Annotated in this window: 17 protein-coding genes; 11 read left to right on the top strand and 6 right to left on the bottom strand. The window is 72.2% G+C overall.

Annotated elements, in window-relative coordinates; genetic code table 11:
• Positions 1 to 3: 3 nt before the first annotated feature.
• The 4 genes from D0D28_RS09175 to D0D28_RS36635 form a co-directional block, all read right to left on the bottom strand.
• Positions 4 to 1845 carry an AMP-binding protein gene (locus D0D28_RS09175; RefSeq protein WP_162831016.1) on the bottom strand — a complete coding sequence of 614 codons (1842 nt, stop codon included), beginning with the start codon at positions 1843 to 1845 and terminating at the stop codon, positions 4 to 6.
• Positions 1846 to 2078: 233 nt separating this feature from the next.
• Positions 2079 to 2984, bottom strand: a complete 906-nt coding sequence (locus tag D0D28_RS09165; protein WP_205413210.1) for a helix-turn-helix domain-containing protein — start codon at positions 2982 to 2984, stop codon at positions 2079 to 2081.
• A 9-nt stretch (positions 2985 to 2993) separates the two neighbouring features.
• A complete protein-coding gene (locus D0D28_RS36640; protein WP_240323141.1) occupies positions 2994 to 3173 on the bottom strand; it encodes a transposase in 180 nt (59 codons plus the stop codon).
• A 242-nt stretch (positions 3174 to 3415) separates the two neighbouring features.
• Complete coding sequence (locus D0D28_RS36635) at positions 3416 to 3748, bottom strand: transposase (protein WP_240323140.1); 333 nt, start codon at positions 3746 to 3748, stop codon at positions 3416 to 3418.
• 94 nt (positions 3749 to 3842) lie between these two features.
• Between D0D28_RS36635 and D0D28_RS09155 the strand changes: the two genes are divergently transcribed.
• The 3 genes from D0D28_RS09155 to D0D28_RS09145 are packed head-to-tail and all read left to right on the top strand — an operon-like array spanning position 3843 to position 8133.
• Positions 3843 to 4679, top strand: a complete 837-nt coding sequence (locus D0D28_RS09155) for an alpha/beta fold hydrolase (RefSeq protein ID WP_116110343.1) — start codon at positions 3843 to 3845, stop codon at positions 4677 to 4679.
• Entirely contained in the window at positions 4676 to 6424 is a 1749-nt protein-coding gene (locus D0D28_RS09150) for an ABC transporter ATP-binding protein (RefSeq protein WP_116110342.1), read from the top strand. The genes D0D28_RS09155 and D0D28_RS09150 overlap by 4 nt, the downstream gene beginning before the upstream one ends.
• Positions 6421 to 8133, top strand: a complete 1713-nt coding sequence (locus tag D0D28_RS09145; RefSeq protein WP_116110341.1) for an ABC transporter ATP-binding protein — start codon at positions 6421 to 6423, stop codon at positions 8131 to 8133. Before D0D28_RS09150 ends, D0D28_RS09145 begins: the two co-directional genes overlap by 4 nt.
• Before the next feature lie 32 nt (positions 8134 to 8165).
• On the opposite strand, the gene D0D28_RS09140 is transcribed toward D0D28_RS09145, so the two are convergent.
• Both D0D28_RS09140 and D0D28_RS09135 read right to left on the bottom strand, forming a co-directional pair.
• The gene (locus tag D0D28_RS09140; protein WP_116110340.1) at positions 8166 to 9815 is read right to left on the bottom strand and encodes a BCCT family transporter; all 1650 of its coding nucleotides are present in this window, start codon (positions 9813 to 9815) and stop codon (positions 8166 to 8168) included.
• Positions 9816 to 9936: 121 nt separating this feature from the next.
• A complete protein-coding gene (locus D0D28_RS09135) occupies positions 9937 to 11094 on the bottom strand; it encodes an aromatic ring-hydroxylating oxygenase subunit alpha (protein WP_116110339.1) in 1158 nt (385 codons plus the stop codon).
• A 307-nt stretch (positions 11095 to 11401) separates the two neighbouring features.
• On the opposite strand from D0D28_RS09135, the gene glyA reads away from it, so the two are divergent.
• Genes glyA through D0D28_RS09095 form a run of 8 tightly spaced genes read left to right on the top strand, consistent with a single transcriptional unit; the run spans position 11402 to position 21537 of the window.
• Positions 11402 to 12703: a serine hydroxymethyltransferase gene (gene glyA, locus D0D28_RS09130; protein WP_094008188.1), complete on the top strand. Its 1302-nt coding sequence runs from the start codon at positions 11402 to 11404 to the stop codon at positions 12701 to 12703.
• Positions 12700 to 13935 (top strand): sarcosine oxidase subunit beta family protein, encoded by a 1236-nt coding sequence (locus D0D28_RS09125; RefSeq protein ID WP_116110338.1) that lies wholly within the window; start codon positions 12700 to 12702, stop codon positions 13933 to 13935. The genes glyA and D0D28_RS09125 overlap by 4 nt, the downstream gene beginning before the upstream one ends.
• 9 nt (positions 13936 to 13944) lie before the next feature.
• Positions 13945 to 14226, top strand: coding sequence for a sarcosine oxidase subunit delta (locus D0D28_RS09120; RefSeq protein WP_116110337.1), 282 nt, complete (start codon positions 13945 to 13947; stop codon positions 14224 to 14226).
• Positions 14223 to 17003, top strand: coding sequence for a 2Fe-2S iron-sulfur cluster-binding protein (locus D0D28_RS09115; protein ID WP_116110336.1), 2781 nt, complete (start codon positions 14223 to 14225; stop codon positions 17001 to 17003). Before D0D28_RS09120 ends, D0D28_RS09115 begins: the two co-directional genes overlap by 4 nt.
• Complete coding sequence (locus D0D28_RS09110; RefSeq protein WP_094008192.1) at positions 16996 to 17583, top strand: sarcosine oxidase subunit gamma; 588 nt, start codon at positions 16996 to 16998, stop codon at positions 17581 to 17583. The genes D0D28_RS09115 and D0D28_RS09110 overlap by 8 nt, the downstream gene beginning before the upstream one ends.
• A 20-nt stretch (positions 17584 to 17603) precedes the next feature.
• Positions 17604 to 20069, top strand: a complete 2466-nt coding sequence (locus D0D28_RS09105; RefSeq protein ID WP_116110335.1) for a GcvT family protein — start codon at positions 17604 to 17606, stop codon at positions 20067 to 20069.
• Between the two features lie 11 nt (positions 20070 to 20080).
• Complete coding sequence (locus D0D28_RS09100; RefSeq protein WP_116110334.1) at positions 20081 to 20701, top strand: cyclodeaminase/cyclohydrolase family protein; 621 nt, start codon at positions 20081 to 20083, stop codon at positions 20699 to 20701.
• A complete protein-coding gene (locus tag D0D28_RS09095) occupies positions 20698 to 21537 on the top strand; it encodes a bifunctional 5,10-methylenetetrahydrofolate dehydrogenase/5,10-methenyltetrahydrofolate cyclohydrolase (RefSeq protein ID WP_116110333.1) in 840 nt (279 codons plus the stop codon). The genes D0D28_RS09100 and D0D28_RS09095 overlap by 4 nt, the downstream gene beginning before the upstream one ends.
• Positions 21538 to 21539: the final 2 nt, after the last annotated feature.

Raw genomic sequence — 21539 nt, 5'->3', positions numbered from 1 at the left:
GGTTCAGGACTCGCTCGCGGGTTCGTTCCCGAGCGCCGGCGAGGTCGGCCCGGCATCCCGGACTCGCCGCCGCACCGGTCTGATCCGGCCGGCGCCGGCGTTCTCGATCAACGGCGCTTTCTCGACCATGGCCGTGAAATCGTGGACGTTCGCCGCATCGAACACGTCTCGTTGCGTGATGCGCCGGTGCAGGTCGGTGCGGATCCGGCTGACCAGTTCGATGGCCGCCAGAGAGCCGCCGCCGAGATCGGTGAAGCCGGCGCGGTCGTCGGCGACCTGGTCTCCGAGGGCCACCTGCCAGAGCGCGCGCACCCGTCCGGCGAGGTCTGCCTGCTCCGTTGCAGCGCCGGCAGCCACCGATGCGGCGAGGCTGTCCCTCAACTTCGCTTTGACGATCTTGCCCATGGGGTTTCGCGGGAACTCCTCGACCACCACGATGTGGCGCGGCGTCTTGGGGTGGCCGAGCCTGTCTCGCACGTGTTCGCGCAGGGCGCTGAGCGATACGTCACCACTCGTGCGGACAGCGGCGGCGACGAGCTCGCCGAGCAGGGGATGGGGAATCCCGACGACAGCAACCTCGGAGATCCCGTCGAACTCGATGATCACCTTCTCCAGCTCGATCGTGGAGATGTTCATCCCGCCGGAAATGATCAGGTCGGCGCTGCGGTCCACGAGGTACAGGTAGCCGTCCTCGTCGACGTGCCCGATGTCACCGGTACGCACCCACCCGTCTCGCTTGAAGACATCCGTGGCACCTGCCGGAGGATCGAGGTATCTCCGCTGAGGTGCCCCTGGGGACCGGAGTTCGATGAACCCGTCGACCCCGGCAGGCTGCTCGGCCCCGTCGGCGTCGGTGATCCGCACCTGGCCGGTCGTCCGGCTGCGGCCGACGGAGTCGGGATGGCTGACGTCGTACCTGGTCCTGATCCGGGCAGGCCAGGACTCGGTGGTCGTGTACATGTTGGCTATCTCGGCACCGTGGAACACGTCCTGCAACTGACGCAATGTCGCCGGAGCGATGGGGGCGCTCATCGTGCGCACTGCTCGCACCGAGGAGAAGTCGAACTCGTGGGTCCGCGAGTAGTCGATCAGTGACAGGGCCAGTGTCGGAACTATTACGACATCGGTCGCTCCGTACTCCGCGATCGCGGACAGGAACGTTTCGTCGTCGAATTCCGGCATCGCGACGACCCGGTGCGGCCTCGCATCCAACGGTTGCAGCAGGAGCCCCTGCCCGGCGAGAGCCCCCGGCGGCAGGGCGTGGATCACTGTTTTGCACTCGCTGGTGTTCGCTGTTTCCGCATGCGTGAAAAGCAAGTTCTCGTGCGTGGCGACGATGCCCTTCGGAGCGCCGGTCGTGCCCGAGCTGAAGATTATTTCGGCGTCGTCGGCGGGGCCGACTTCGATCGCCGGCCCATCGCTCATCGTGGCCGGCGGCACACCACCGAAGCTCAGAATCCGCTCCGCCTCGATCCCGTCGGCGCGCTCGGTGACGACCGCGGCCGCATTCGACGATTTCACAACCGCGTTGAGGTGCCGTCGGCCGAGCTTTTCGATCACCGGGACAGCGACGGCGCCCGCTTTTTGAACAGCTACGTACGCTGTCGCGTATCCGATCCAGTCGGACGGACTGCAGGGCAGGACGACTCGGTCACCGCGCCTGATGCCGTGACTCACGAGGTGTTGTGCCGCCGAGCGGGATCTCTGATCCCATTCGGCGAACGTCAACGATCCCTGACCGGGGACCAGGAGGGCGATCTCGTCCGGACGATCTGCCGCGCGTGCTGCCAGCCGGGCCGGCACGGTCTTCGGTCCAGGCGCGAATTGTTCCGTGTGGCGGTACATTGTTTTCCTGTTCCAGGAAGATGTGTCCCAACAGGGCTGGGTCACCAAGCTAGCGAGGCCGGGTGGGCCTCGGTCATCCGTACCGCGCACGGTCTTGTCCGCTACGCGCATTCAGGCAGTTCAGTCACGTACTCCGGGCCCCGCGAGGGCGTCCGGCCACCTGTGGCAGAACCGCCACGGCAACTACGACTTCAACTTCGGCGTCTACTCCGACGACGCGAGCGGACAGTGGCTCAACGGGGTGTACCTCCTCTGACCGCGGCCGCTCCGGGGCCCGGCGTGCACATCGCCCACGCTGGGGCCAGGAGTGTTCCCTCCTGTCCGGGGGTTGTGAGCGCTGCGGTGGCCTCGCGGCTTTCCCGGGCCAACGCCGCGGGTGTGGTTCCGGCCAAGGCCGCGATGTCGCGGTGCAGGTGGGACTGGTCGGTGTAGCCGCTCTCGGCCGCGACCTGGGCCGGGTCCTGGCCCTCGGCGAGGCGGTGGGCGGCGTGGTCGAAGCGGACCAGTTTCGCGGCGCGTTTCGGTGGCAGGCCGATCTGCGCGTGGAACCGGGACCACAAGCGTTTGCGGCTCCACCCGAGCTCGGCCGCCAGCCGGTCGACCCGGACCTGACCGCGGCCGGCCACCATCCGCCGCCACGCCCAGGCGACCTCCGGCTCGACCGGCGCCCCGGCCTCGTGCCGGCGCGCCAGCCAGCCGCCGATCACCGCGAAGCGGTCCTGCCACGCCGCGGTGGCGCTGAGCCGCTCACCGAGCCGGGCGGCGTCCCGGCCCCACAGGTCGTCCAGGGCGACGATCCCGCCCGCCAGATCCGCCGGGTCGAAGCCCAGGACGGCGCGGGCGGCCAACGGGGACAGCCGGACGTGCACGCACTCGATGTTCGCGCCCCGCACCCACACCGCGCCGCCGAAACCGAGACCGACGGCCAGGCTCCCTCGGCGCCGGACGCCCGTCGCGTCGTCCACGATGACCGGTTCGGCGCCGAAGTCCACGCTTAGGGTCACCACCGCGTGCGGCACCAGCCGGTGCTCGGCGCCACTCGCGCCGCGCCGGAAACCGGCGATGGTGACACCGGCGACGACGCCGGGCCGCGCCGGGCGCGTGACCTCCCACACCGCCGCATCGTCACCTCGCCCCACGTGCCCATCCTAGGGCGTGTCTGGCAATGCCTTTGTCCAGGTGATGGTGTCGTGGATGAGGATGGCGGCGCGGTAGAGGGTGGCGAGTTCGTCGTAGCGGGTGGCGGTGCCGCGCCATTGTTTGAGCTGGTCGAAGCTGCGTTCGATGACGTTGCGGCCGCGGTAGTCCTGGGCGTCGAAGACGGGCACCGCGTCCGCCGCGGGACCCGCGGCGGACGCGGTGCCCGATCTGGTCGGCGGGTTCCGGTATGACGGCGCGGATTCCGCGGCGGCGCAGGTGGTTGCCGATGGCGCGGGAGGGGTAGGCCTTGTCGCCGCGCACTCGGTCGGGCCGGGTGCGGGGGCGGCCGATGGCATGGTCAGGCGGCTCGATCCCGGGTGTCGTGTAGTTCGATCCAGCCCCCTGCGTGGCGGGTGATATCGGTGGCGTGCTAATGAGCACCGGCGATCGTGGAACCCACCGAGACCGCCCAGCCGATCAGCCCGGCCGCCTCCGCCGCGGCCAGCAGCCGGGCCAGCACCACATCCCACCTGCCCTCGCGGGCCAGGCGGCGGTGCCAGGTCCAGATCGTCTGCCAAGGCCCAAACACCACCGGCACATCCCGCCACGCAACCCCCCGATACCGGAAGATGACCCCCTCCACCATCGCCCGCGCACCCGAAAACGGCCAACCAGGCCTACCCGTCCGCACCGGCAACAAGCCCTCGATCAACTCCCACTGCCCATCCGACAGCAACTCACACCGCGACACAACCAGCACCATCCCAGCCACAACCTTGCCAGACACGCCCTAGGCGAGCCGGGGAGGGGAACATTCGTCCAAGCCACCGGGGCGCGCAGGCGGCGAGGGTGTGCCCATGACCCGTCACGACCATCCCGCGCCCGACCATCTGTCCGTGCGCCAGGACGGCCCACCCGGCCGGCCCGCGCTCCTGCTCGTCCACGGCTCGGGCGCATCGAGCCGGTCGTGGGCGCCGCTGGTTCCACTGCTGACCGCGTCCCACCGCGTCATCCGGGTGGACCTGCCCGGCCACGGCCGTTCAGCCCCCTCGCCCGATCCCGGCTACGAGATCCCGGAGCAGGGCCGCCGGGTCGGTGAGGCACTGGACCGGCTCGGCGTGGAGCACGCCGTCGTCGCCGGCCATTCCGCCGGCGGCGCGGTCGCCACCGCCCTCGCCGAGCTGCGGCCCGGCCTGGTGACCGCGCTCGCGCTCGTCAACACCGGCCCGCGGACGAGCGATCTCATCGCGGCGGAACCCGCCATCAGCGCGGAACAGTGGGCGCACCTGACCGACGACCGGATCCGGCAGGCCCTGAGTCCCGCCTTCCACGCGGGTTTCGAGATCCCGCAACAGCTCGTGGACGACGCGCGCGCGGTCAACCACGACGCGTTGCGCCGGACGATGCGCGCCTCCCTCGCCTACCTGGAGCAGCAGCCGCTGCCGGACCGGCTGGCCGCGCTCGGCAAGCCGCTCCTGGTGCTCTTCGGCGCGGAAGACCGGCGGTGGCGGCCGTCGTCCGCGGCGCGGTACCGCGCCGTTCCCGGTGCCACCGTCGAGATGCTGCCGGGGCTCGGGCACTCACCCATCCTCGAAGACCCGCCGCGGACCGCCGCGGCCCTGCTGGCCTTCACCGCCCGGATCAGCCGAACCGACGCCCGCTCGTCGCCCGCCAGCGGTAAGGAGGCTCGATGACCACCGCCCCGGTGGAGGCCGCACCGGCCGGTCTCGGGCGGCTGCTGCGGCCGCACCTCCCCGCCTTCGCCGCCGTGGTGGTGCTGCAGGTCGCCGGCGCGCTGGCGGGCCTCGCGCCGCTGCTGGCGGTCGCCGAACTCGGCCGTGCCCTGCTCGCGCCGGGGCCCGCCGACAGCGGTCGCGTGTGGACGGTCGTCCTCGCGGGCGCGGGCGGCCTGCTCGTCCGGCTGCTGTGCACCGCCGCCTCCTCGGGGATCGCGCACGTGCTGGATGGCCGGGTGCAGCTGTCCTTCCGCCGTCACCTCGCCGCGCGGCTCGGCCGGGCGCCGATCGCCTGGTTCGCCCGCCGCCGCACCGGTGAGCTGGCCAAGGTGGTCGGCGACGACGTCAGCGCCGTGCACCCGTTCCTCGCCCACACCCCGGGCGAGCTCGTCTCCGCGTTCGTCGTGCCGCTGGTGTCGCTGGTCTACCTGGTCTCGATCGACTGGCGGCTCACGCTGATCACCCTGATCCCGGTGGTGCTGGCGGTGGCGATGGTCCCGCTCATGACGACCACCACCCGGCAGCGTGAACAGCGGGAGTTCGACGCCGCCATGGGCCGCATCGCGAGTTCCGTCGTCGAGTTCGTGCGCGGCATCGCGGTGGTCAAGGCGTTCGGCGGGTCCGAGCGCGCCCACCGCACGTTCCGCACCGCCACCGACGACTTCGTCGCCACCTTCCTCCGCTGGGTGCGTGGCATGTCGGGGATCGCCGCGGCGATGCAGCTCGCCCTGTCGCCGCCGTTCGTGCTGGTGGTCGTGCTCGTCGGCGGCGCGGCCCTGATCACCTCGGGCAGCCTGGCCCCGGCCGACCTGCTGCCCTTCCTGCTGCTCGGGCTGGGCCTGACCGCCCCGGTCGCCGCGCTGGGCCACGGGTTCGACGACCTGCAGGCCGCCGGGCGCGCGGTCGGCCGGATCCGGGAGGTCCTCGCGGTGCCGCCGCTGCCGGAACCCACACACCCCGTCGCACCGCGGGGACACCGGGTGGAACTGCGTGACGTCCGGTTCTCCCACGTCGAGGGCCACGAGGTGCTGCACGGCATCGATCTGGTGCTCGAACCGGGCACGGTCACCGCGCTGGTCGGCCCGTCGGGCAGCGGCAAGTCCACTGTGGTCCGGTTGCTGCCGCGGTTCGCCGACCCGGACTCCGGCTCGGTCACGCTCGGCGGCGTGGACCTGCGCGAGATCGGCAGCGACCGGCTCCACCGGATGGTGTCGTTCGTCTTCCAGGAGACGTCCCTGCTGCGGGCCTCCGTCGCGGACAACATCGCGCTCGCGGTGCCGCGGGCCGATCGTGCGGATGTCGTCCGCGCCGCGCGGCTGGCGAACATCCACGACCGGATCCTGGAACTCCCGCGCGGCTACGACACGGTTCTCGGCGAGGAAGCCGGGCTGTCCGGCGGCGAAGCACAGCGCATCGCGATCGCCCGTGCGCTGCTCGCCGGCGCGCCCGTCCTGGTGCTCGACGAGGCCACCGCCTTCGCCGATCCGCGGACCGAACACGCGGTGCGCCGCGCGCTGGCGACGCTGAAGGGCGACCGCACGATCCTGGTGATCGCCCACCGGCTGGAGACGATCGCCGGCGCCGACACCGTGGTGATGCTGGAGAACGGGTCGATCACCGAGCACGGCAAGCCCGCCGAACTGCTGGCGCACAACGGGAAGTTCGCCGCGTTCTGGCGGGCCCGGGGAGAGGAACCACGATGATCGCCACGCTGTTGCGCGTGCTGGGCCGCGACTACGCCCGCCCGGTGCGGCGCACCGTCGCCCTGATGACCGTCACCGCGATCGCCGAGGGCTTGTCCTACGCCCTGCTGGTGCCGGTGCTGCGGGCGCTCTTCGGCGGCACACCCGGGGAGGTCTGGCCGTGGCTGGCCGGGTTCGGCGCCGCGGTGGCGGTCTACGCGGTGCTGCGCTACGCCGGCGACCTCGCCGGTTTCCGGGTCGGGAGCACGCTGCTGCGCGGCATGTACCACCGGCTCGGCGACCACCTGGCCCGGTTGCCGCTCGGCTGGTACGGCGCCGGGCGGGTCGGCGAGGTGTCCGTGCTGGCCAGTCGCGGCGTGCTGCAGGCGATGAGCGTGATCGCGCACCTGCTGGCCCCGTTCGTCTCGGCCTGCGTGACTCCCCTGACGGTCGTCGCCGTGATGCTCGCGTTCGACTGGTGGCTGGGGCTGGCCGCGCTGGCCGCCGCGCCGCTGGTGGTGGCGATCCAGGTCTGGTCGGGACGCGCGATGGCCGCCGCGGACGCGGAACGCCACGAACGCGACCAGCAGGCCACCGCGCGGGTGATCGAGTTCCTGCAGGCGCAGCCGGTGCTGCGGGCGGGCGGCCGGACCGCCGAACGGTTCCGCTTGCTGGACGACTCGCTGCGGGACGTGCAGCGCGCGTCGCGCCGGTCCACGCTGTCGGCGCTGCCCGCCGCGGTGGGCCTGACGCTGGTGGTGCAGGCGATGTTCACCGGAGTGCTGGTCCTGGGCGCCGCCCTCGCGCTCGGCGCGCGCATCGGCGCGGCGGAGGTCCTGTCGATCCTCGTGCTGGCGGCGCGGTGCGCGGATCCGCTGCTGTCGCTGGCCGAAACCGGGGGCAAGCTGCGCGCCGCACGCGCCGAACTGGCCCGGCTCGACGCGGTGCTGCGCACCGAGCCGCTGCCGGAACCGGCCGACCCGGTCGTGCCGGAGCGCCACGACCTGGAGTTCGACGCGGTCACCTTCCGGCACGGCGACCGGACGGTGGTCGACGGTGTGTCACTGTCCGTTCGGGAGGGGCAGCGGCTCGCGGTGGTCGGCCCCTCGGGCGCGGGGAAGAGCACGTTGCTGCAGCTGATCGCGCGGTTCCACGACGTGGACGCGGGCGCGGTGCGCGTCGGCGGCGTGGACGTGCGGGCGATGGCGGCCGCGGAGCTGATGTCCCGGATCGCGATCGTGTTCCAGGACGTGTACCTGTTCGACGGCACGATCGAGGAGAACGTGCGCCTGGGCCGTCCGGACGCGACCGCGGCGGAGGTCCGCGCGGCGGCGACGGCGGCCCGGCTGGACGAGGTGGTCGAGCGCCTGCCCGGGGGCTGGTCGGCGACCGTCGGGGAAGGTGGTGCCCTGCTGTCCGGCGGCGAGCGCCAGCGGGTGTCGATCGCCCGCGCGTTGTTGAAGGACGCCCCGGTCGTGCTGCTGGACGAGGTGACCTCCGCGCTGGACCCGGTGAACGAAACCGCGGTGCAGGACGGCATCGAGCGGCTGATGGCCGGCCGCACGGTGGTGATGGTGGCGCACCGGCTGCGCACGGTCCGGCGCGCCGACCGCATCGTCGTCCTGGAGCACGGCCGGATCACCGAAGACGGCACCCACGAGGAGCTCCTCCGGCGCGGCGGCCGCTACGCGGGGTTCTGGGACCTGTCCCTGGAGCCGGCGCACGACTGAGGTGGGCGCCCGCCGGGGCGGGCGCCCCTCCCTCAGTCCACCTTCTCCACCGGTGCGCGGCCGTTCCCGGCCGGGCCCGCCTCGTTCGCCGGGGCGACCTGCAGGCAGAAGTCGCCGTCGTAGTGGCGGTTGCCGGTCAGCACGGCCTGCTCCACGATCTCCGCGCTCTTCTCCTCCCGCCGGATCATCGGGTCGCTGCGCAGGTCCTTCGCGAGCGCCACGCACAGCACCACCATCACCAGCGCGGCCGGCGCCGCCGCGATGATCGTCAGGTTCTGCAGCCCGGTCAGCGCCTCGTCACCGCCGCCGCCGACCAGCAGCATCACCGCCGCCACGCCGCCGGTCGCCACGCCCCAGAACACCACCAGCCAGCGCTTCGGTTCGATCGCGCCGCGTTGCGACAGCGATCCCATCACCAGCGACGCGGCGTCCGCGCCGGACACGAAGAAGATCGCCACCAGCACCATCACCACGACACTCGCCACGGCGGCCAGCGGCAACTGGTCCAGCACCCCGAACATCTGCGACTGCGCGCTGCCCGCGCTCGCCAGATCGGTGCCGCCGCGCTGCAGCGTGATCGCGGTACCGCCCATGATGCTGAACCACGCCAGGCTCACCACGGACGGAACGAGGATCACGCCGACCACGAACTGCTTGATCGTGCGGCCGCGGCTGATCCGCGCGATGAACATGCCCACGAACGGCGTCCACGAGATCCACCACGCCCAGTAGAAGATCGTCCACGAGGACAGCCAGCTCTCCATGTTCTCGCCGCCGGACGCGCCCGACCGCGAGATCATCTCGCCCATCTCGCGGAAGTAGTCGCCGATCGTCGAGGGCACCAGGTTGAGGATGAAGATCGTCGGCCCGACCACGAAGACGAACACGGCGAGCACGGCCGCCAGCACCATGTTGATGTTGGACAGCCACTGGATGCCCTTCGCGACCCCGGACACGGCGGAGGCCACGAACGCCACCGTCAGCACCGCGATCACGCCGATGAGCAGGCCGGTGCCCGGGTTGTCCGACAGCCAGCCGCGCTGCACCAGCCCGCTGCCGATCTGCAGCGCGCCCAGCCCGAGCGACGCGGCCGACCCGAACAGCGTCGCGAAGATCGCCAGGATGTCGATGAGCCTGCCCAGCGGGCCCTCGCTCACCCGCTCCCCGAACAACGGCGCGAACGCCGAACTGATCAGCTGCTTGCGGCCGCGCCGGAAGGTGCCGTAGGCGATGGCCAGCCCGACGACCGCGTACATCGACCACGGGTGGATGGCCCAGTGGAACAGCGAGGTGGCCATCGCGGTCTCCACGGCGGCGTCGGTGCTGCCCTCGACCGTGCCCGGCGGCGGTTCCACGAAGTGCGACAGCGGTTCGGCGACCCCGTAGAACATCAGCCCGATGCCCATGCCGGCGCTGAACATCATCGCGATCCACGAGATCGTGCGGAACTCCGGCCGCTCGCCGTCGTGGCCGAGCGGGATCTTGCCGTACCGGCTGAACGCCAGCCAGATCGCGAACAGGACGAACCCGGTCGCGGCGAGCAGGAACGCCCAGCCGGTGTTGCGGATCAGCCAGTCCAGCACGCCGGCCGAGACGCTGGAGAGGCTGTCGGTGGCGAACACCCCCCAGGCCAGGAATCCCGCCGCGACCACCGCCGCGACGACGAACACCACGCGATCCATCCCGCCGCGAGCCCTGGGTTCCGGCCGGGTCGCTGCTTGCTCACCGGGCACGACGCTCACCGCCTCTTGCTCGAGTTGGTTGTCCGGTTGCCCCCCTGCGCTCTGCGAGATGGTCACCGCGTCACCGCCCGCCGGCCAGTGTCCGCTCGACCCACTGGTGGAATTCGCCGATGTGGTGTTCGGACGGCACCAGGACCCCGCCCTGGGCGTAGGCCCGCGAGGACATCGCCGGCTGGCAACGCTCGCAGGCGTCGAAGTCCTGCTGGTTCACGCGGTGGAACAGCTCGACCGAGTGTGACACGTCGCGGCCGGATTCCACCACTTCCCGGGCGTAGAGCCAGTCGCATTCCACGATCGTGCGGTCGGCGGCCATCGGGAACATCCGGTGGATGATCACGTGGTCGGGCACGAGGTTGACGAACACCTGCGGCCGGATCGTGATCGCGTAGTACCGGCGGTCCTGGTGCTCGTCCACCCCGCCGAGCCGGTCGAACCCGGCGCTGCCGTCCACGGTGAACCCGCTGACCTCCTCGCCGAACTCGGCGCCGTGGCCGACGTAGTACTGCGCGGCGTACCCGTCGGCGAACTCCGGCAGCACCTCGGTCAGCTCGGGGTGGATCGTCGCGCAGTGGTAGCACTCCATGAAGTTCTCGATGATGAGCTTCCAGTTGGCCTTGACGTCGTAGGTGATGCGCCGCCCCAGGGCCAGGTCCTCGATGCCGTAGTTGCCGATCGCGTCGAGCTGCCCGAGCCGGCCGGCCACGTCCGCCTGCACCGTCTCCTCGAACGAGGGTGGCTCCGGCGCCAGGCACAGCCACGCGTAGCCGAGCCACTCCCGCAGGTGCACCGGCTTGAGGCCGTACTCGGTGCGGTCGATGTCCGGCATCGAGGTCAGGTTCGGCGCCGCGACGAGCTTGCCGTCCAGGCCGTAGGTCCACGCGTGGTAGGGGCACTGGAAGTTCCGCTTGACCGTGCCGGACTCCTCCACGCACAGGCGCGCGCCGCGGTGGCGGCAGATGTTGAGGAAGGCCCGCAGGGCGCCGTCCCGCGACCGGGTCACCAGCACGCTCTCGCGGCCGACCTGGACGGTGCGGAAGTCGCCGGGTTTCGGCAGGTCGGCGCTGCGGACAGCGCAGAACCACATCTGCTCGAAGATCTTCTCCTGCTCCAGCGCGAAGATCGTCTCGTCGGTGTAGGTGATCCCGGCGAGCGTGGGGATCAGGCTCGACGGGAGCCCGGGCTGGTCGGTGGCCGGCGCGGTGGTGGTGTTCTCGGTCAACGAACGCTCCGTGGTGGTGTGAGTGACCGGGGACTAGTTGTTGCTTCTTGCGCAACACCTGCGCGATATGCAACTGCGATGCGGACCACAGTGCGGCTTGCCCGCCGGTTCTGTCAAGACCTGAACCGGCGATGGCGAGGAGTTTGCGAACCCGAAACACGAACCGGGAAATGCCTGCCGGACAAGGAACTCACGAGTAACAACGGGTTCCCCGGAATCGGCTCTTGACCCCGCCGGACACCGGCCGTAGCGTGGCCGCCAGTTGATATATCAGTCGGCGAACAGAGGTATGAGACAGGGAGGCAGCATGTCGGTGGCCATCGGCCGCGCTGGCGCACTCAGCCCCCAGCGCGTGCTCGGGCGTTCCCTGCCGGAGACCGACCCGGAGGTGCACGCGGCGATCGGGCGCGAGCTCGCCCGGCAGCGGGACACCCTGGAGATGATCGCGAGCGAGAACTTCGCGCCGCTGGCGGTGATGCAGGCGCAGGGGTCGGTGCTGACCAACAAGTACGCCGAGGGCTACGCCGGCCGCCGCTACTACGGCGGCTGCGAGCACGTCGACGAGATCGAGACGCTGGCGATCGACCGGCTCAAGGCGCTCTTCGGCGCCGAGTACGCCAACGTGCAGCCGCACTCCGGCGCGCAGGCCAACGCCGCCGCGATGGCCGCGCTGCTGGAACCCGGGGACACGATCCTCGGCCTGGACCTCGCGCACGGCGGGCATCTGACGCACGGGATGAAGCTCAACTTCTCCGGCCGCCTCTACGACGTGGCCGCCTACCACGTGCGCGCCGGGGACCACCGCGTCGACCTGGACGAGGTCGAGCGGCTGGCCCGGGAGCGCAGGCCGAAGCTGATCGTGGCCGGCTGGTCGGCCTACCCGCGGCACCTGGACTTCGCCGCGTTCCGCCGGATCGCCGACGAGGTCGGCGCGTACCTGATGGTCGACATGGCGCACTTCGCCGGCCTGGTCGCGGCGGGCCTGCACCCCTCCCCCGTGCCGCACGCGCACGTCGTCACCTCGACCACGCACAAGACCCTCGGCGGCCCGCGCGGCGGCGTGATCCTGGCCGAGCGGGCACTGGCGAAGAAGCTCAACAGCAGCGTGTTCCCCGGCCAGCAGGGCGGGCCGCTGGAGCACGTGATCGCCGGGAAGGCGGTGGCGTTCAAACTGGCCGCCGAGCCGGAGTTCCGGGAGCGCCAGGAACGCACCCTGCGCGGCGCGAAGATCCTCGCCGAGCGCTTGCTGCGCGAGGACACGATCGGGGTGCTGACCGGCGGCACCGACGTGCACCTGGTGCTGGCCGACCTGCGGGAGTCCGAACTGGACGGCAAGCAGGCCGAGGACCGGCTGCACGAGGTCGGCATCACGGTCAACCGCAACGCGGTCCCGTTCGACCCGCGTCCGCCGATGATCAGTTCCGGCCTGCGGTTCGGCACGCCCGCGCTGGCCGCCCGCGGGTTCGGCGACGACGACTTCGCCGAGGTCGCCGACATCGCCGCGCTGGCCCTGCGGCCGGACGCCTCCGCCGCCGACCTGGACAAGCTCTCCGCCCGCGTCGCCGACCTCACCGCCCGCCACCCCCTCTACCCGGAGCTGACGGCATGACCCCCACCCAGCCGCCGGGCGCGCACCTGCCCGACCACCCGGACTTCCTGTGGCGCAACCCGGAACCGAAGCGCAGCTACGACGTCGTGATCGTGGGCGGCGGCGGGCACGGCCTGGCCACCGCGCACTACCTCGCGCGCAACCACGGCATCACCAACGTCGCGGTCCTGGAGCGCGGCTGGCTGGCCGGCGGGAACATGGCCCGCAACACCACGCTGATCCGCTCCAACTACCTGTGGGACGAATCGGCGGCGATCTACGAGCACGCCCTGAAGCTGTGGGAGGGCCTCGAAGACGACCTGGGCTACCCGATCCTGTTCTCCCAGCGCGGCGTGCTCAACCTCGCGCACACCGAACAGGACGTCCGCGACAGCGTGCGGCGGGTGGAGGCCAACAAGCTCAACGGCATCGACGCCGAATGGCTCTCCCCCGACGAGGTCGCCAAGGTCTGCCCGATCGTCAACGTCTCCGGCGACATCCGGTACCCGGTGCTGGGCGCGACCTACCAGCCGCGCGCGGGCATCGCCAAGCACGACTACGTCGCCTGGGGGTTCGCCCGGCGGGCCGACGAAGCCGGGATCGACCTGATCCAGGACTGCGAGGTCACCGGGTTCACCGTGGACGGTGACCGGGTCACCGGTGTGCGGACCAGCCGCGGCGACATCGCCTGCGGCACCGTCGCCCTGTGCGCGGCCGGGCACACCTCGGTGCTGCTGGACGAGCTGGGCGTGCGCGCGCCGCTCCAGTCGCACCCGCTGCAGGCGCTGGTGTCGGAGCTGCTGGAGCCGGTGCACCCGACGATCGTGATGTCCAACGCCGTGCACGTCTACGTGTCCCAGGCGCACAAGGGCGAGCTGGTGATGGGCGCCGGTGTCGACTCCTACAACGGGTACGGCCAGCGCGGCGCGTTCCACATCATCGAGCGGCAGATGGCCGCCGCGGTGGAGCTGTTCCCCGTGTTCGCCCGTGCGCACCTGCTGCGCAGCTGGGCCGGGATCGTCGACGTCACCCCGGACGCCTCGCCGATCATCGGCCGCACGCCCTACGACAACGTCTACCTCAACTGCGGCTGGGGCACCGGCGGCTTCAAGGCCACCCCGGGGCTCGGCTGGTGCCTGGCCGACACGATCGCCAACGGCGAACCGCACCCGTACGTGGCGCCGTTCGGCCTGGACCGCTTCGTCACCGGCGCGCTCGTCGACGAGCACGGCGCCGCCGCCGTCGCCCACTAGGAGCCACGCATGCAACTCATCACCTGCCCGTGGTGCGGGCCGCGCGAGGAAGTGGAGTTCCACTACGGCGGCCAGGCCCACGTCGCCTACCCGGACGACCCCGCCGCGTTGTCCGACGAGGAGTGGGCGCACTTCGTCTTCTTCCGGGACAACCCCAAGGGCCCGTTCGCCGAGCGCTGGAGCCACGCCACCGGCTGCCGTCGCTGGTTCAACGCGGTCCGCGACACCCGGACCTATCAGTTCCTGGCCGTGTACCCGATGGGCCAGTCCGCACCGGAGGTGGCGTCATGAGCCGCATCAAGGGCTACGGCCGGATCGACCGCACCCGCACCGTCGGGTTCACCTTCGACGGCGTCACCTACACCGGGCACCCGGGCGACACGCTGGCGTCGCCGCTGCTCGCGCACGGCGTGCACGCGGTCGGCACGAGCGTGAAGTTCGGCCGCCCGCGCGGGATCGGCGCGGCGTGGGTCGAGGACCCGACCGGGCTGGTGCAGATCGAGGAGCCGTTCCCGGAGCCGATGCTGCTCGCCACGACCGTGGAGCTGACCGACGGGCTCGTCGCGCGCGGGCTCGCCGGGCAGGGCCGGCTCGCCGAGGTGGCCGACACCGCCCGCTACGACCGCAAGCACACGCACTGCGACACGCTCGTCGTGGGCGCGGGCCCGGCCGGATTGCTGGCCGCACGCGCCGCCGCGCGGCGCGGGGAACGGGTCGTGCTCGTCGACGACCGGGCCGACGCGGGCGGGTCCCTGACCGGCACCGAGGTGATCGACGGGCGGCCCTCGCGGGAGTTCGTCGCCGACGTCGTGGCCGAGCTGGCCGCCACGCCGGAGGTGCTGCACCTGCAGCGCACCACGGCGTTCGGGCACTACGACGACGGGTTCGTGCTGGCGCTGGAACGGCGCACCGACCACCTCGGCACCGCCGCGCCGCGCAATGTCTCGCGTCAGCGCGTGCACCGGATCCGCGCCCGGCACATCGTCGTCGCCACCGGCGCGCACGAACGGCCGGTGGTGTTCGCCGACAACGACCGGCCGGGCATCATGCTCGCCTCCGCGGCGCGCGACTACCTGCACCGCTACGGGGTGCTCGCCGGACGCGAGGTCGTCGTGTTCACCACCGGCGACTCCGCCTACGCGGCCGCGCTCGACCTGGAGCACGCCGGGGCGCGGGTCGTCGTCCTGGACGCCCGCCCGAGCGCGCCGGAGTACTGGGCCGCGCTGTGCCGGGAGCGGTCGATCGCCGTCCGTCCGGCCAGCGCCGTCGTGGGCGCCACCGGCGACGGCCGGATCACCGGCGTGGACACGGTCACCGCGGGCAAGCCCGAGTCGCTGCCGTGCGACCTGCTGCTGACCTCCGGCGGCTGGAACCCGGCCGCGCACCTGTTCAGCCACGTCCGCGGCGCGCTGCGCTACGACCCGGCGCTGGGCGCCTTCCGCCCGGCCGAGCCGGTTCCCGGGGTGTCGGTGATCGGCGCCGCCAACGGCACGTTCGACCTCGCCGGGTGCCTGCGCGACGGTGCCGGGGACGACGCGCCCGCCACCCCCGCGGAGCCGGAAGCCACGCCGCCGCTGGTGCTGTGGCGCACCGAAGGCGACCCGGCCCGCCAGTTCGTGGACATCCAGCGCGACGCCACGGTCGCCGACATCGAGCGGGCGGTGGGCGCCGGGCTGTGGTCGGTCGAGCACGTCAAGCGCTACACCACCATCGGCACCGCCCACGACCAGGGCAAGACGTCCGGGGTGATCGCCTCCGGCATCGTCGCCGAGCTGCTCGGGAAACCGGTCGAGGACACCGGCACCACGACGTTCCGCCCGCCCTACACCCCGGTGGCGTTCGCCGCGCTGGCCGGGCGCGAGCGCGGCAAGCTGTTCGACCCCGAGCGGATCACCTCGCTGCACAGCTGGCACGTCGCCGCCGGGGCGGTGTTCGAGGACGTCGGGCAGTGGAAACGGGCCCGCTACTACCCGGCGCCACACGAGAACATGGACACCGCCGTGCTGCGCGAGTGCGCCGCGGTCCGCGGCGGGGTCGGCATCCTGGACGGCTCCACGCTGGGCAAGATCGACGTGCAGGGCCCGGACGCCGCCGTGCTGCTCGACCGGCTCTACACCAACATGATGAGCACCCTCAAGGTCGGGCGCGTGCGCTACGGCGTCATGTGCGGCAACGACGGCATGGTGTTCGACGACGGCACGGTGCTGCGGCTGGCCGAGGACCGGTTCCTGGTCGTCACCACCACCGGCGGCGCGGCCCGCGTGCTGGACTGGATGGAGGAGTGGCTGCAGACCGAGTGGCCGGACCTGCGCGTGCACCTGACCTCGGTGACCGAGCAGTGGTCGGTGTTCCCGGTGGTCGGGCCGCGCTCGCGGGACGTGATCGCCGCGACCTTCCCGCACCTGGACGTGTCCAACGACGCGTTCCCGTTCATGTCCTGGCAGGACACCGAACTCGACGGCGTGCCGGTGCGCATCGCGCGCATCTCGTTCTCCGGTGAGCTGGCCTTCGAGGTCAACGTGAACTCCTGGTACGCCAGGGCGATGTGGCTGCGCCTGCTCTCGGCCGGCGCGCGCTGGCACATCACCCCGTACGGCACCGAGACCATGCACGTGCTGCGGGCGGAGAAGGGCTACCCGATCGTCGGGCAGGACACCGACGGCACGGTCAGCCCGCACGACCTCGGCCTGGGCTGGGCGGTGTCGAAGAAGAAGCGGGACTTCGTCGGCAAGCGGTCGTTCACCCGGGCGGAGAACACCAACCCGCTGCGCAAGCAGCTCGTGTCGCTGCTGCCCGCCGACGCCCGCACCAAGCTGCCGGAGGGCTCGCAGGTCGTGGAGTTCCGCCCGGACGGCACCCTGCCCCCGCCGCCGGTGCCGATGCTCGGCCACGTCACCTCCAGCTACCACAGCGCCGAGCTGGGCCGCCCGTTCGCGCTGGCCCTGGTCAAGGGCGGGCAGGCCCGCATCGGCGAAACCGTGCACGTCCCGGTCGACGGCACCCTGGTGCCGGCCGAGATCGGCGGGATCGTGCTGGTCGACCCGGAAGGAGCACGCCGCGATGGCTGAGCCCCGTCTCTACCCCACGCATCCGCTGCAGCAGTGGATTCCCGCGCTGGCGGCCGCCTCGCGCAACGCGACCGGCCTGAACCTGGAGGCCGAGCCGCCGGTGGCCGCGGTCGATCTGCGGGTGACGCCACCGGCCGACGTGCTCGGCACCCCGCTGCCCACCGAGCCGAACACCTGGGTCTACGCCGCCGACGGGCAGATCGTCTGGCTCGGCCCGGACGAGTGGCTCGTCACCAGCACCGCCGCGGACGGGCACGAGCTGGAGGCGCGGCTGGGCGCCGCGGTCCGGCCGCGCGGCGGGGCCGCCGTCGACGTGTCCGCGCAGCGCACCGGAATCCGGATCAGCGGACGGCACGCGCGGGATGTCCTGGCCACCGGCTGCTCGCTGGACCTGCACCCGCTGGCGTTCCCGTCCGGGCGGGCCGCGCAGACCACGCTCGGCCAGGCCCCGGTGCTGCTGCTCGCGCTGGGCACCGGCGACGACTTCCGGGTGTTCGTGCGGCCCTCGTTCGCCGGATACCTCGCCGACTGGCTCCTCGACGCGGCGCTGGAGTTCCAGCCCGCCGGGACCACCTCGTAGACCACAGACAGGAGACCACGATGAGCACCACACCCCGGGTTGTCATCATCGGCGCCGGCATCGTCGGCGCGAACCTGGCCGACGAGCTGACCGAACGCGGGTGGACCCGGATCACGGTCCTGGACCAGGGTCCGCTCCCGCTCACCGGCGGCTCGACCTCGCACGCGCCCGGCCTGGTGTACCAGACGAACCCGTCGAAGACGATGACCGAGTTCGCCACCTACACGGTGAACAAGCTGAAGAGCCTCGCCGTGGACGGCGCCTGGTGCTTCAACCAGGTCGGCGGCCTGGAGGTCGCCACCACCCCGGAACGCCTGGCCGACCTGCACCGCAAGCAGGGCTGGGCCACGTCGTGGGGCGTGCCCGGTGAGGTCGTCGGCCCCGAGGAGTGCGTGCGGCTGCACCCGCTGCTCGACCCCGAGCAGATCCTCGGCGGGTTCCACACCCCGACCGACGGGCTCGCGAAGGCCGCCCGCGCCGTGGTGGCCCTGCGCCGGCGGGCGGAATCCCGCGGCGCCGAATTCCACGGCAGCGTCCGGGTCACCGGCATCGCGCACAGCGGCGGCCGCGTCACCGGGGTGCGGACCACCGCCGGTGACTTCCCGGCCGACATCGTGGTGTCCTGCGCCGGGTTCTGGGGCCAGGCGATCGGCGAGATGGTCGGCATGCGGGTGCCGCTGCTGCCACTGGCGCACCAGTACGTGCGCACCGGCCAGGTGGCGGACCTGGTGGGCCGCAACGACGAGCTGACCGAGGCCGGGCTGCCGATCCTGCGCCACCAGGACCGCGACCTGTACTACCGGGAGCACGTGGACTGCCTGGGCATCGGCTCCTACGCGCACCGCCCGATGCCGGTGCGCCTGTCCGACCTGCCCGAGGTCTCCGACGACGACCTGACCGAGGCGGCGATGCCGTCCATGCTGCCGTTCACCGAGGAGGACTTCGCGCCCTCCTGGGAGCACAGCCGTCAGCTGCTGCCGTCGCTGCGGTCGGCCAAGATCGAGACCGGGTTCAACGGGATCTTCTCCTTCACCCCGGACGGCGGCCCGCTGATCGGCGAGTCGCCCGACGTCGCCGGGTTCTGGATCGCCGAGGCGGTGTGGGTGACGCACTCCTCCGGCGTGGCGCGCTCGGTCGCGCAGCTGCTGGTCGACGGCCGCAGCGAGATCTCCCTGCACGGCTGCGACGTGCACCGGTTCGACGAGATCGAGACCACCGACGCCTACGTGGACGAGACCGCGCAGCGCAACTTCGTGGAGATCTACGACGTGCTGCACCCGCTGCAGCCGAAGCTGTCGCCGCGCGACCTGCGGGTCAGCCCGTTCCACGCGCGGCAGAAGGAGCTGGGCGCGTTCTTCCTGGAGGCGCACGGCTGGGAACGCCCGCACTGGTACGAGGCCAACGCGCACCTGGTCAAGGACCTGCCGCCGGAGTGGCAGCCGCCGTCGCGGGACGCGTGGTCGGCGATGTTCCACTCCCCGATCGCCGCGGCCGAGGCGTGGAAGACCCGCACCGCGGTCGCCCTCTACGACATGACGCCGCTCAAGCGCCTGGAGGTGTCCGGCCCGGGGGCGCTGGCGTTCCTGGACCGGCTCACCACCGGCAAGATGGACAAGTCGGTCGGCTCGGTGACCTACACACTCGCCCTGGACGACGCCGGCGGCATCCGCAGCGACCTCACGGTGGCGCGGCTGGGCGAGGACCGCTTCCAGGTCGGCGCCAACGGCAACCTGGACCTGGCCTACTTCCGGTCCGAGGCCGGTGGTGACGTGCAGGTCCGCGACATCACCGGCGGCACCTGCTGCATCGGCGTGTGGGGACCGCTGGCGCGCGACCTCGTGCAGCCACTGAGCCGGGACGACTTCTCGCACGAGGCGCTGAAGTACTTCCGCTGCACGCCCGCGCACATCGCCGGGATCCCGGTCACCGCGATGCGACTGTCCTATGTGGGCGAACTCGGCTGGGAGATCTACACCAGCGCCGAGTACGGGCAGCGGCTGTGGGACGTGCTGTTCGAGGCCGGCCGCCCGCTCGGGGTGGTCGCCGCGGGCCGCGCCGCGTTCAACAGCCTGCGGCTGGAGAAGGGCTACCGGTCGTGGGGCGCGGACATGACCACCGAGCACAACCCGTACGAAGCCGGGCTCGGGTTCGCGGTGCGCAAGCAGAAGGGCGACTTCGTCGGCCGGGACGCGATCGCCGGGGTCACCGACGAGACCGTGACGCGCCGGCTGTCGTGCCTGACCGTCGACGACGGCCGCAGCGTGGTGCTCGGTTCCGAGCCGGTGTTCGTCGACGGCGAGCCCGCCGGGTACGTCACCTCCGCGGCGTTCGCCCACACCCTCGGTGTGCCGATCGCCTACGCGTGGCTGCCCGCCACCGCCACCCCCGGCACGCCGGTCGAGATCGGCTACTTCGGCCGCCGGGTGCGCGCCACCGTGGCCGCCGAACCACTCGTCGACCCCGAGATGCTGCGCATCCGGCGCTGAGGAAGGACCCCATGCGCACCCTCACCCTCGAAGCCTTCCTCGACGCGCTCGCCGCCCGGGTGCCCGCCCCGGGCGGGGGCGCCACCGCCGCGCTGCACGCCGCCCAGGGCGCCGCGCTGGTCGCGATGGTGGCCCGCTACAGCGACGGCGAGAAGTACCGGCAGGACGCCGAGGCGATCACGCAGATCCGGGACAACGCCGACGATCTGCGCACCCTCGCCCTGGCACTGGCGGAGAAGGACGCCGCCGCCTTCCAGGCCGTCACCCGCGCCTACGCGCTGCCGAAAACCACCGAGGGCGAGAAGCTGGCCCGGTCGCGGGCGATCGGCGCGGCCCTGGTGGAGGCCGGGCGGGTCCCGGCGCGGGTCATCGCGGTCGCCAAGCAGATCGTCAACCTCACCGAACGCCTCCAGCCGATCGGCAACCGCAACGTGATCAGCGACGTCGCCGCCGCGGCCGACGCGGCGAAGGCGGCGCTGTCCACGGCGCGGGTGAACGTCGAGATCAACCTGGCCGGCATCGCCGAGGGCCCGGCGCGTGACGAGCTGGGCGCGGCGATCGCCACGGTGGACCAGGCGATGGCGCGCGCGGACGACGTGACCGCCGCCGTGCGGAAGCAGATCACGCGATGACGGCCGTCCTCAGTGGAACCGAGCTGGGCCGGCTGATCCGCGCCGGCGTCTCGGCCGCCGGCGCGTCCCTGTCCGAGCGGGGCGTCCACCCCCGCCTGGCCGTGGTGGTCGCCACCGACGACGAGTCCAGCGCCTGGTACGTGCGCTCGATCGCGAAGACCGCGGCCCGCAGCGGTGTGCAGTGCGATGTGGTGGACCTCGGCGCGGGCGCCACCCCCGCCGGGATCACCGCCGAGCTGGAGCGGCTGAGCGCCGATCCGGCGGTGCACGGGATCATCCTGCAGACGCCGCTGCCCGGCGGCGCCCGGCTGGAGGAGCTGGCCACCGCCATCGACCCGGCCAAGGACGTGGACGGGGCGAACCCGGTGTCGCTGGGCCGTCTCACGGCGGGCCTGCCCGCGCACCCGCCGGCCACGGCCGCGGCGGTGCTGGCGCTGCTCGACCACTACGAGGTGCCCCTGGCCGGGCGCCGCGCCGTGGTGGTCGGGCGCTCCACCGTGGTCGGCAAGCCCGCGGCGCAGCTCCTGCTGGCCCGGGACGCGACCGTGACGATCTGCCACCGCCACACCGCGGACCTCGCCGCCTGCACGCGCGAGGCGGACGTCCTCGTGGTGGCCGTGGGCCGGGCCGGGCTGATCACCGCCGAGCACGCCGCCCCGCACGCGGTGGTCGTCGACGTGGGCACCAACCCGACTCCGGACGGTGGTCTCGCCGGTGACGCCGACGCTGGATCGCTGTCCGGCCGGGTCGCCGCGCTGACGCCGGTGCCGGGCGGGGTCGGCCCGGTCACCACCGCGCTGCTGTTGCGGCACACCATCACCGCCGCGTCCCGTTAGGA

Origin of the sequence: Amycolatopsis ruanii, from assembly GCF_003385175.1 — a bacterium.
Classification (GTDB): Bacteria; Actinomycetota; Actinomycetes; order Mycobacteriales; family Pseudonocardiaceae; genus Amycolatopsis_E; species Amycolatopsis_E thermalba.
Note: the sequence above shows the minus strand (reverse complement) of the source record. Positions and strands in the feature narration are given on the sequence as shown.

Bases quoted from the DNA above. Each gene is read 5' to 3' on its own strand.
- D0D28_RS09105 (WP_116110335.1), top strand. From the start codon at position 17,604: ATGAGCACCACACCCCGGGTTGTCATCATCGGCGCCGGCATCGTCGGC.
- D0D28_RS09120 (WP_116110337.1), top strand. From the start codon at position 13,945: ATGCAACTCATCACCTGCCCGTGGTGCGGGCCGCGCGAGGAAGTGGAG.
- D0D28_RS09110 (WP_094008192.1), top strand. From the start codon at position 16,996: ATGGCTGAGCCCCGTCTCTACCCCACGCATCCGCTGCAGCAGTGGATT.
- D0D28_RS09175 (WP_162831016.1), bottom strand. From the start codon at position 1,845: ATGTACCGCCACACGGAACAATTCGCGCCTGGACCGAAGACCGTGCCG.
- D0D28_RS09100 (WP_116110334.1), top strand. From the start codon at position 20,081: ATGCGCACCCTCACCCTCGAAGCCTTCCTCGACGCGCTCGCCGCCCGG.
- glyA (WP_094008188.1), top strand. From the start codon at position 11,402: ATGTCGGTGGCCATCGGCCGCGCTGGCGCACTCAGCCCCCAGCGCGTG.
- D0D28_RS09115 (WP_116110336.1), top strand. From the start codon at position 14,223: ATGAGCCGCATCAAGGGCTACGGCCGGATCGACCGCACCCGCACCGTC.
- D0D28_RS09125 (WP_116110338.1), top strand. From the start codon at position 12,700: ATGACCCCCACCCAGCCGCCGGGCGCGCACCTGCCCGACCACCCGGAC.
- D0D28_RS09145 (WP_116110341.1), top strand. From the start codon at position 6,421: ATGATCGCCACGCTGTTGCGCGTGCTGGGCCGCGACTACGCCCGCCCG.
- D0D28_RS09140 (WP_116110340.1), bottom strand. From the start codon at position 9,815: ATGGATCGCGTGGTGTTCGTCGTCGCGGCGGTGGTCGCGGCGGGATTC.
- D0D28_RS09150 (WP_116110342.1), top strand. From the start codon at position 4,676: ATGACCACCGCCCCGGTGGAGGCCGCACCGGCCGGTCTCGGGCGGCTG.
- D0D28_RS36635 (WP_240323140.1), bottom strand. From the start codon at position 3,748: ATGGTGCTGGTTGTGTCGCGGTGTGAGTTGCTGTCGGATGGGCAGTGG.
- D0D28_RS09155 (WP_116110343.1), top strand. From the start codon at position 3,843: ATGACCCGTCACGACCATCCCGCGCCCGACCATCTGTCCGTGCGCCAG.
- D0D28_RS09095 (WP_116110333.1), top strand. From the start codon at position 20,698: ATGACGGCCGTCCTCAGTGGAACCGAGCTGGGCCGGCTGATCCGCGCC.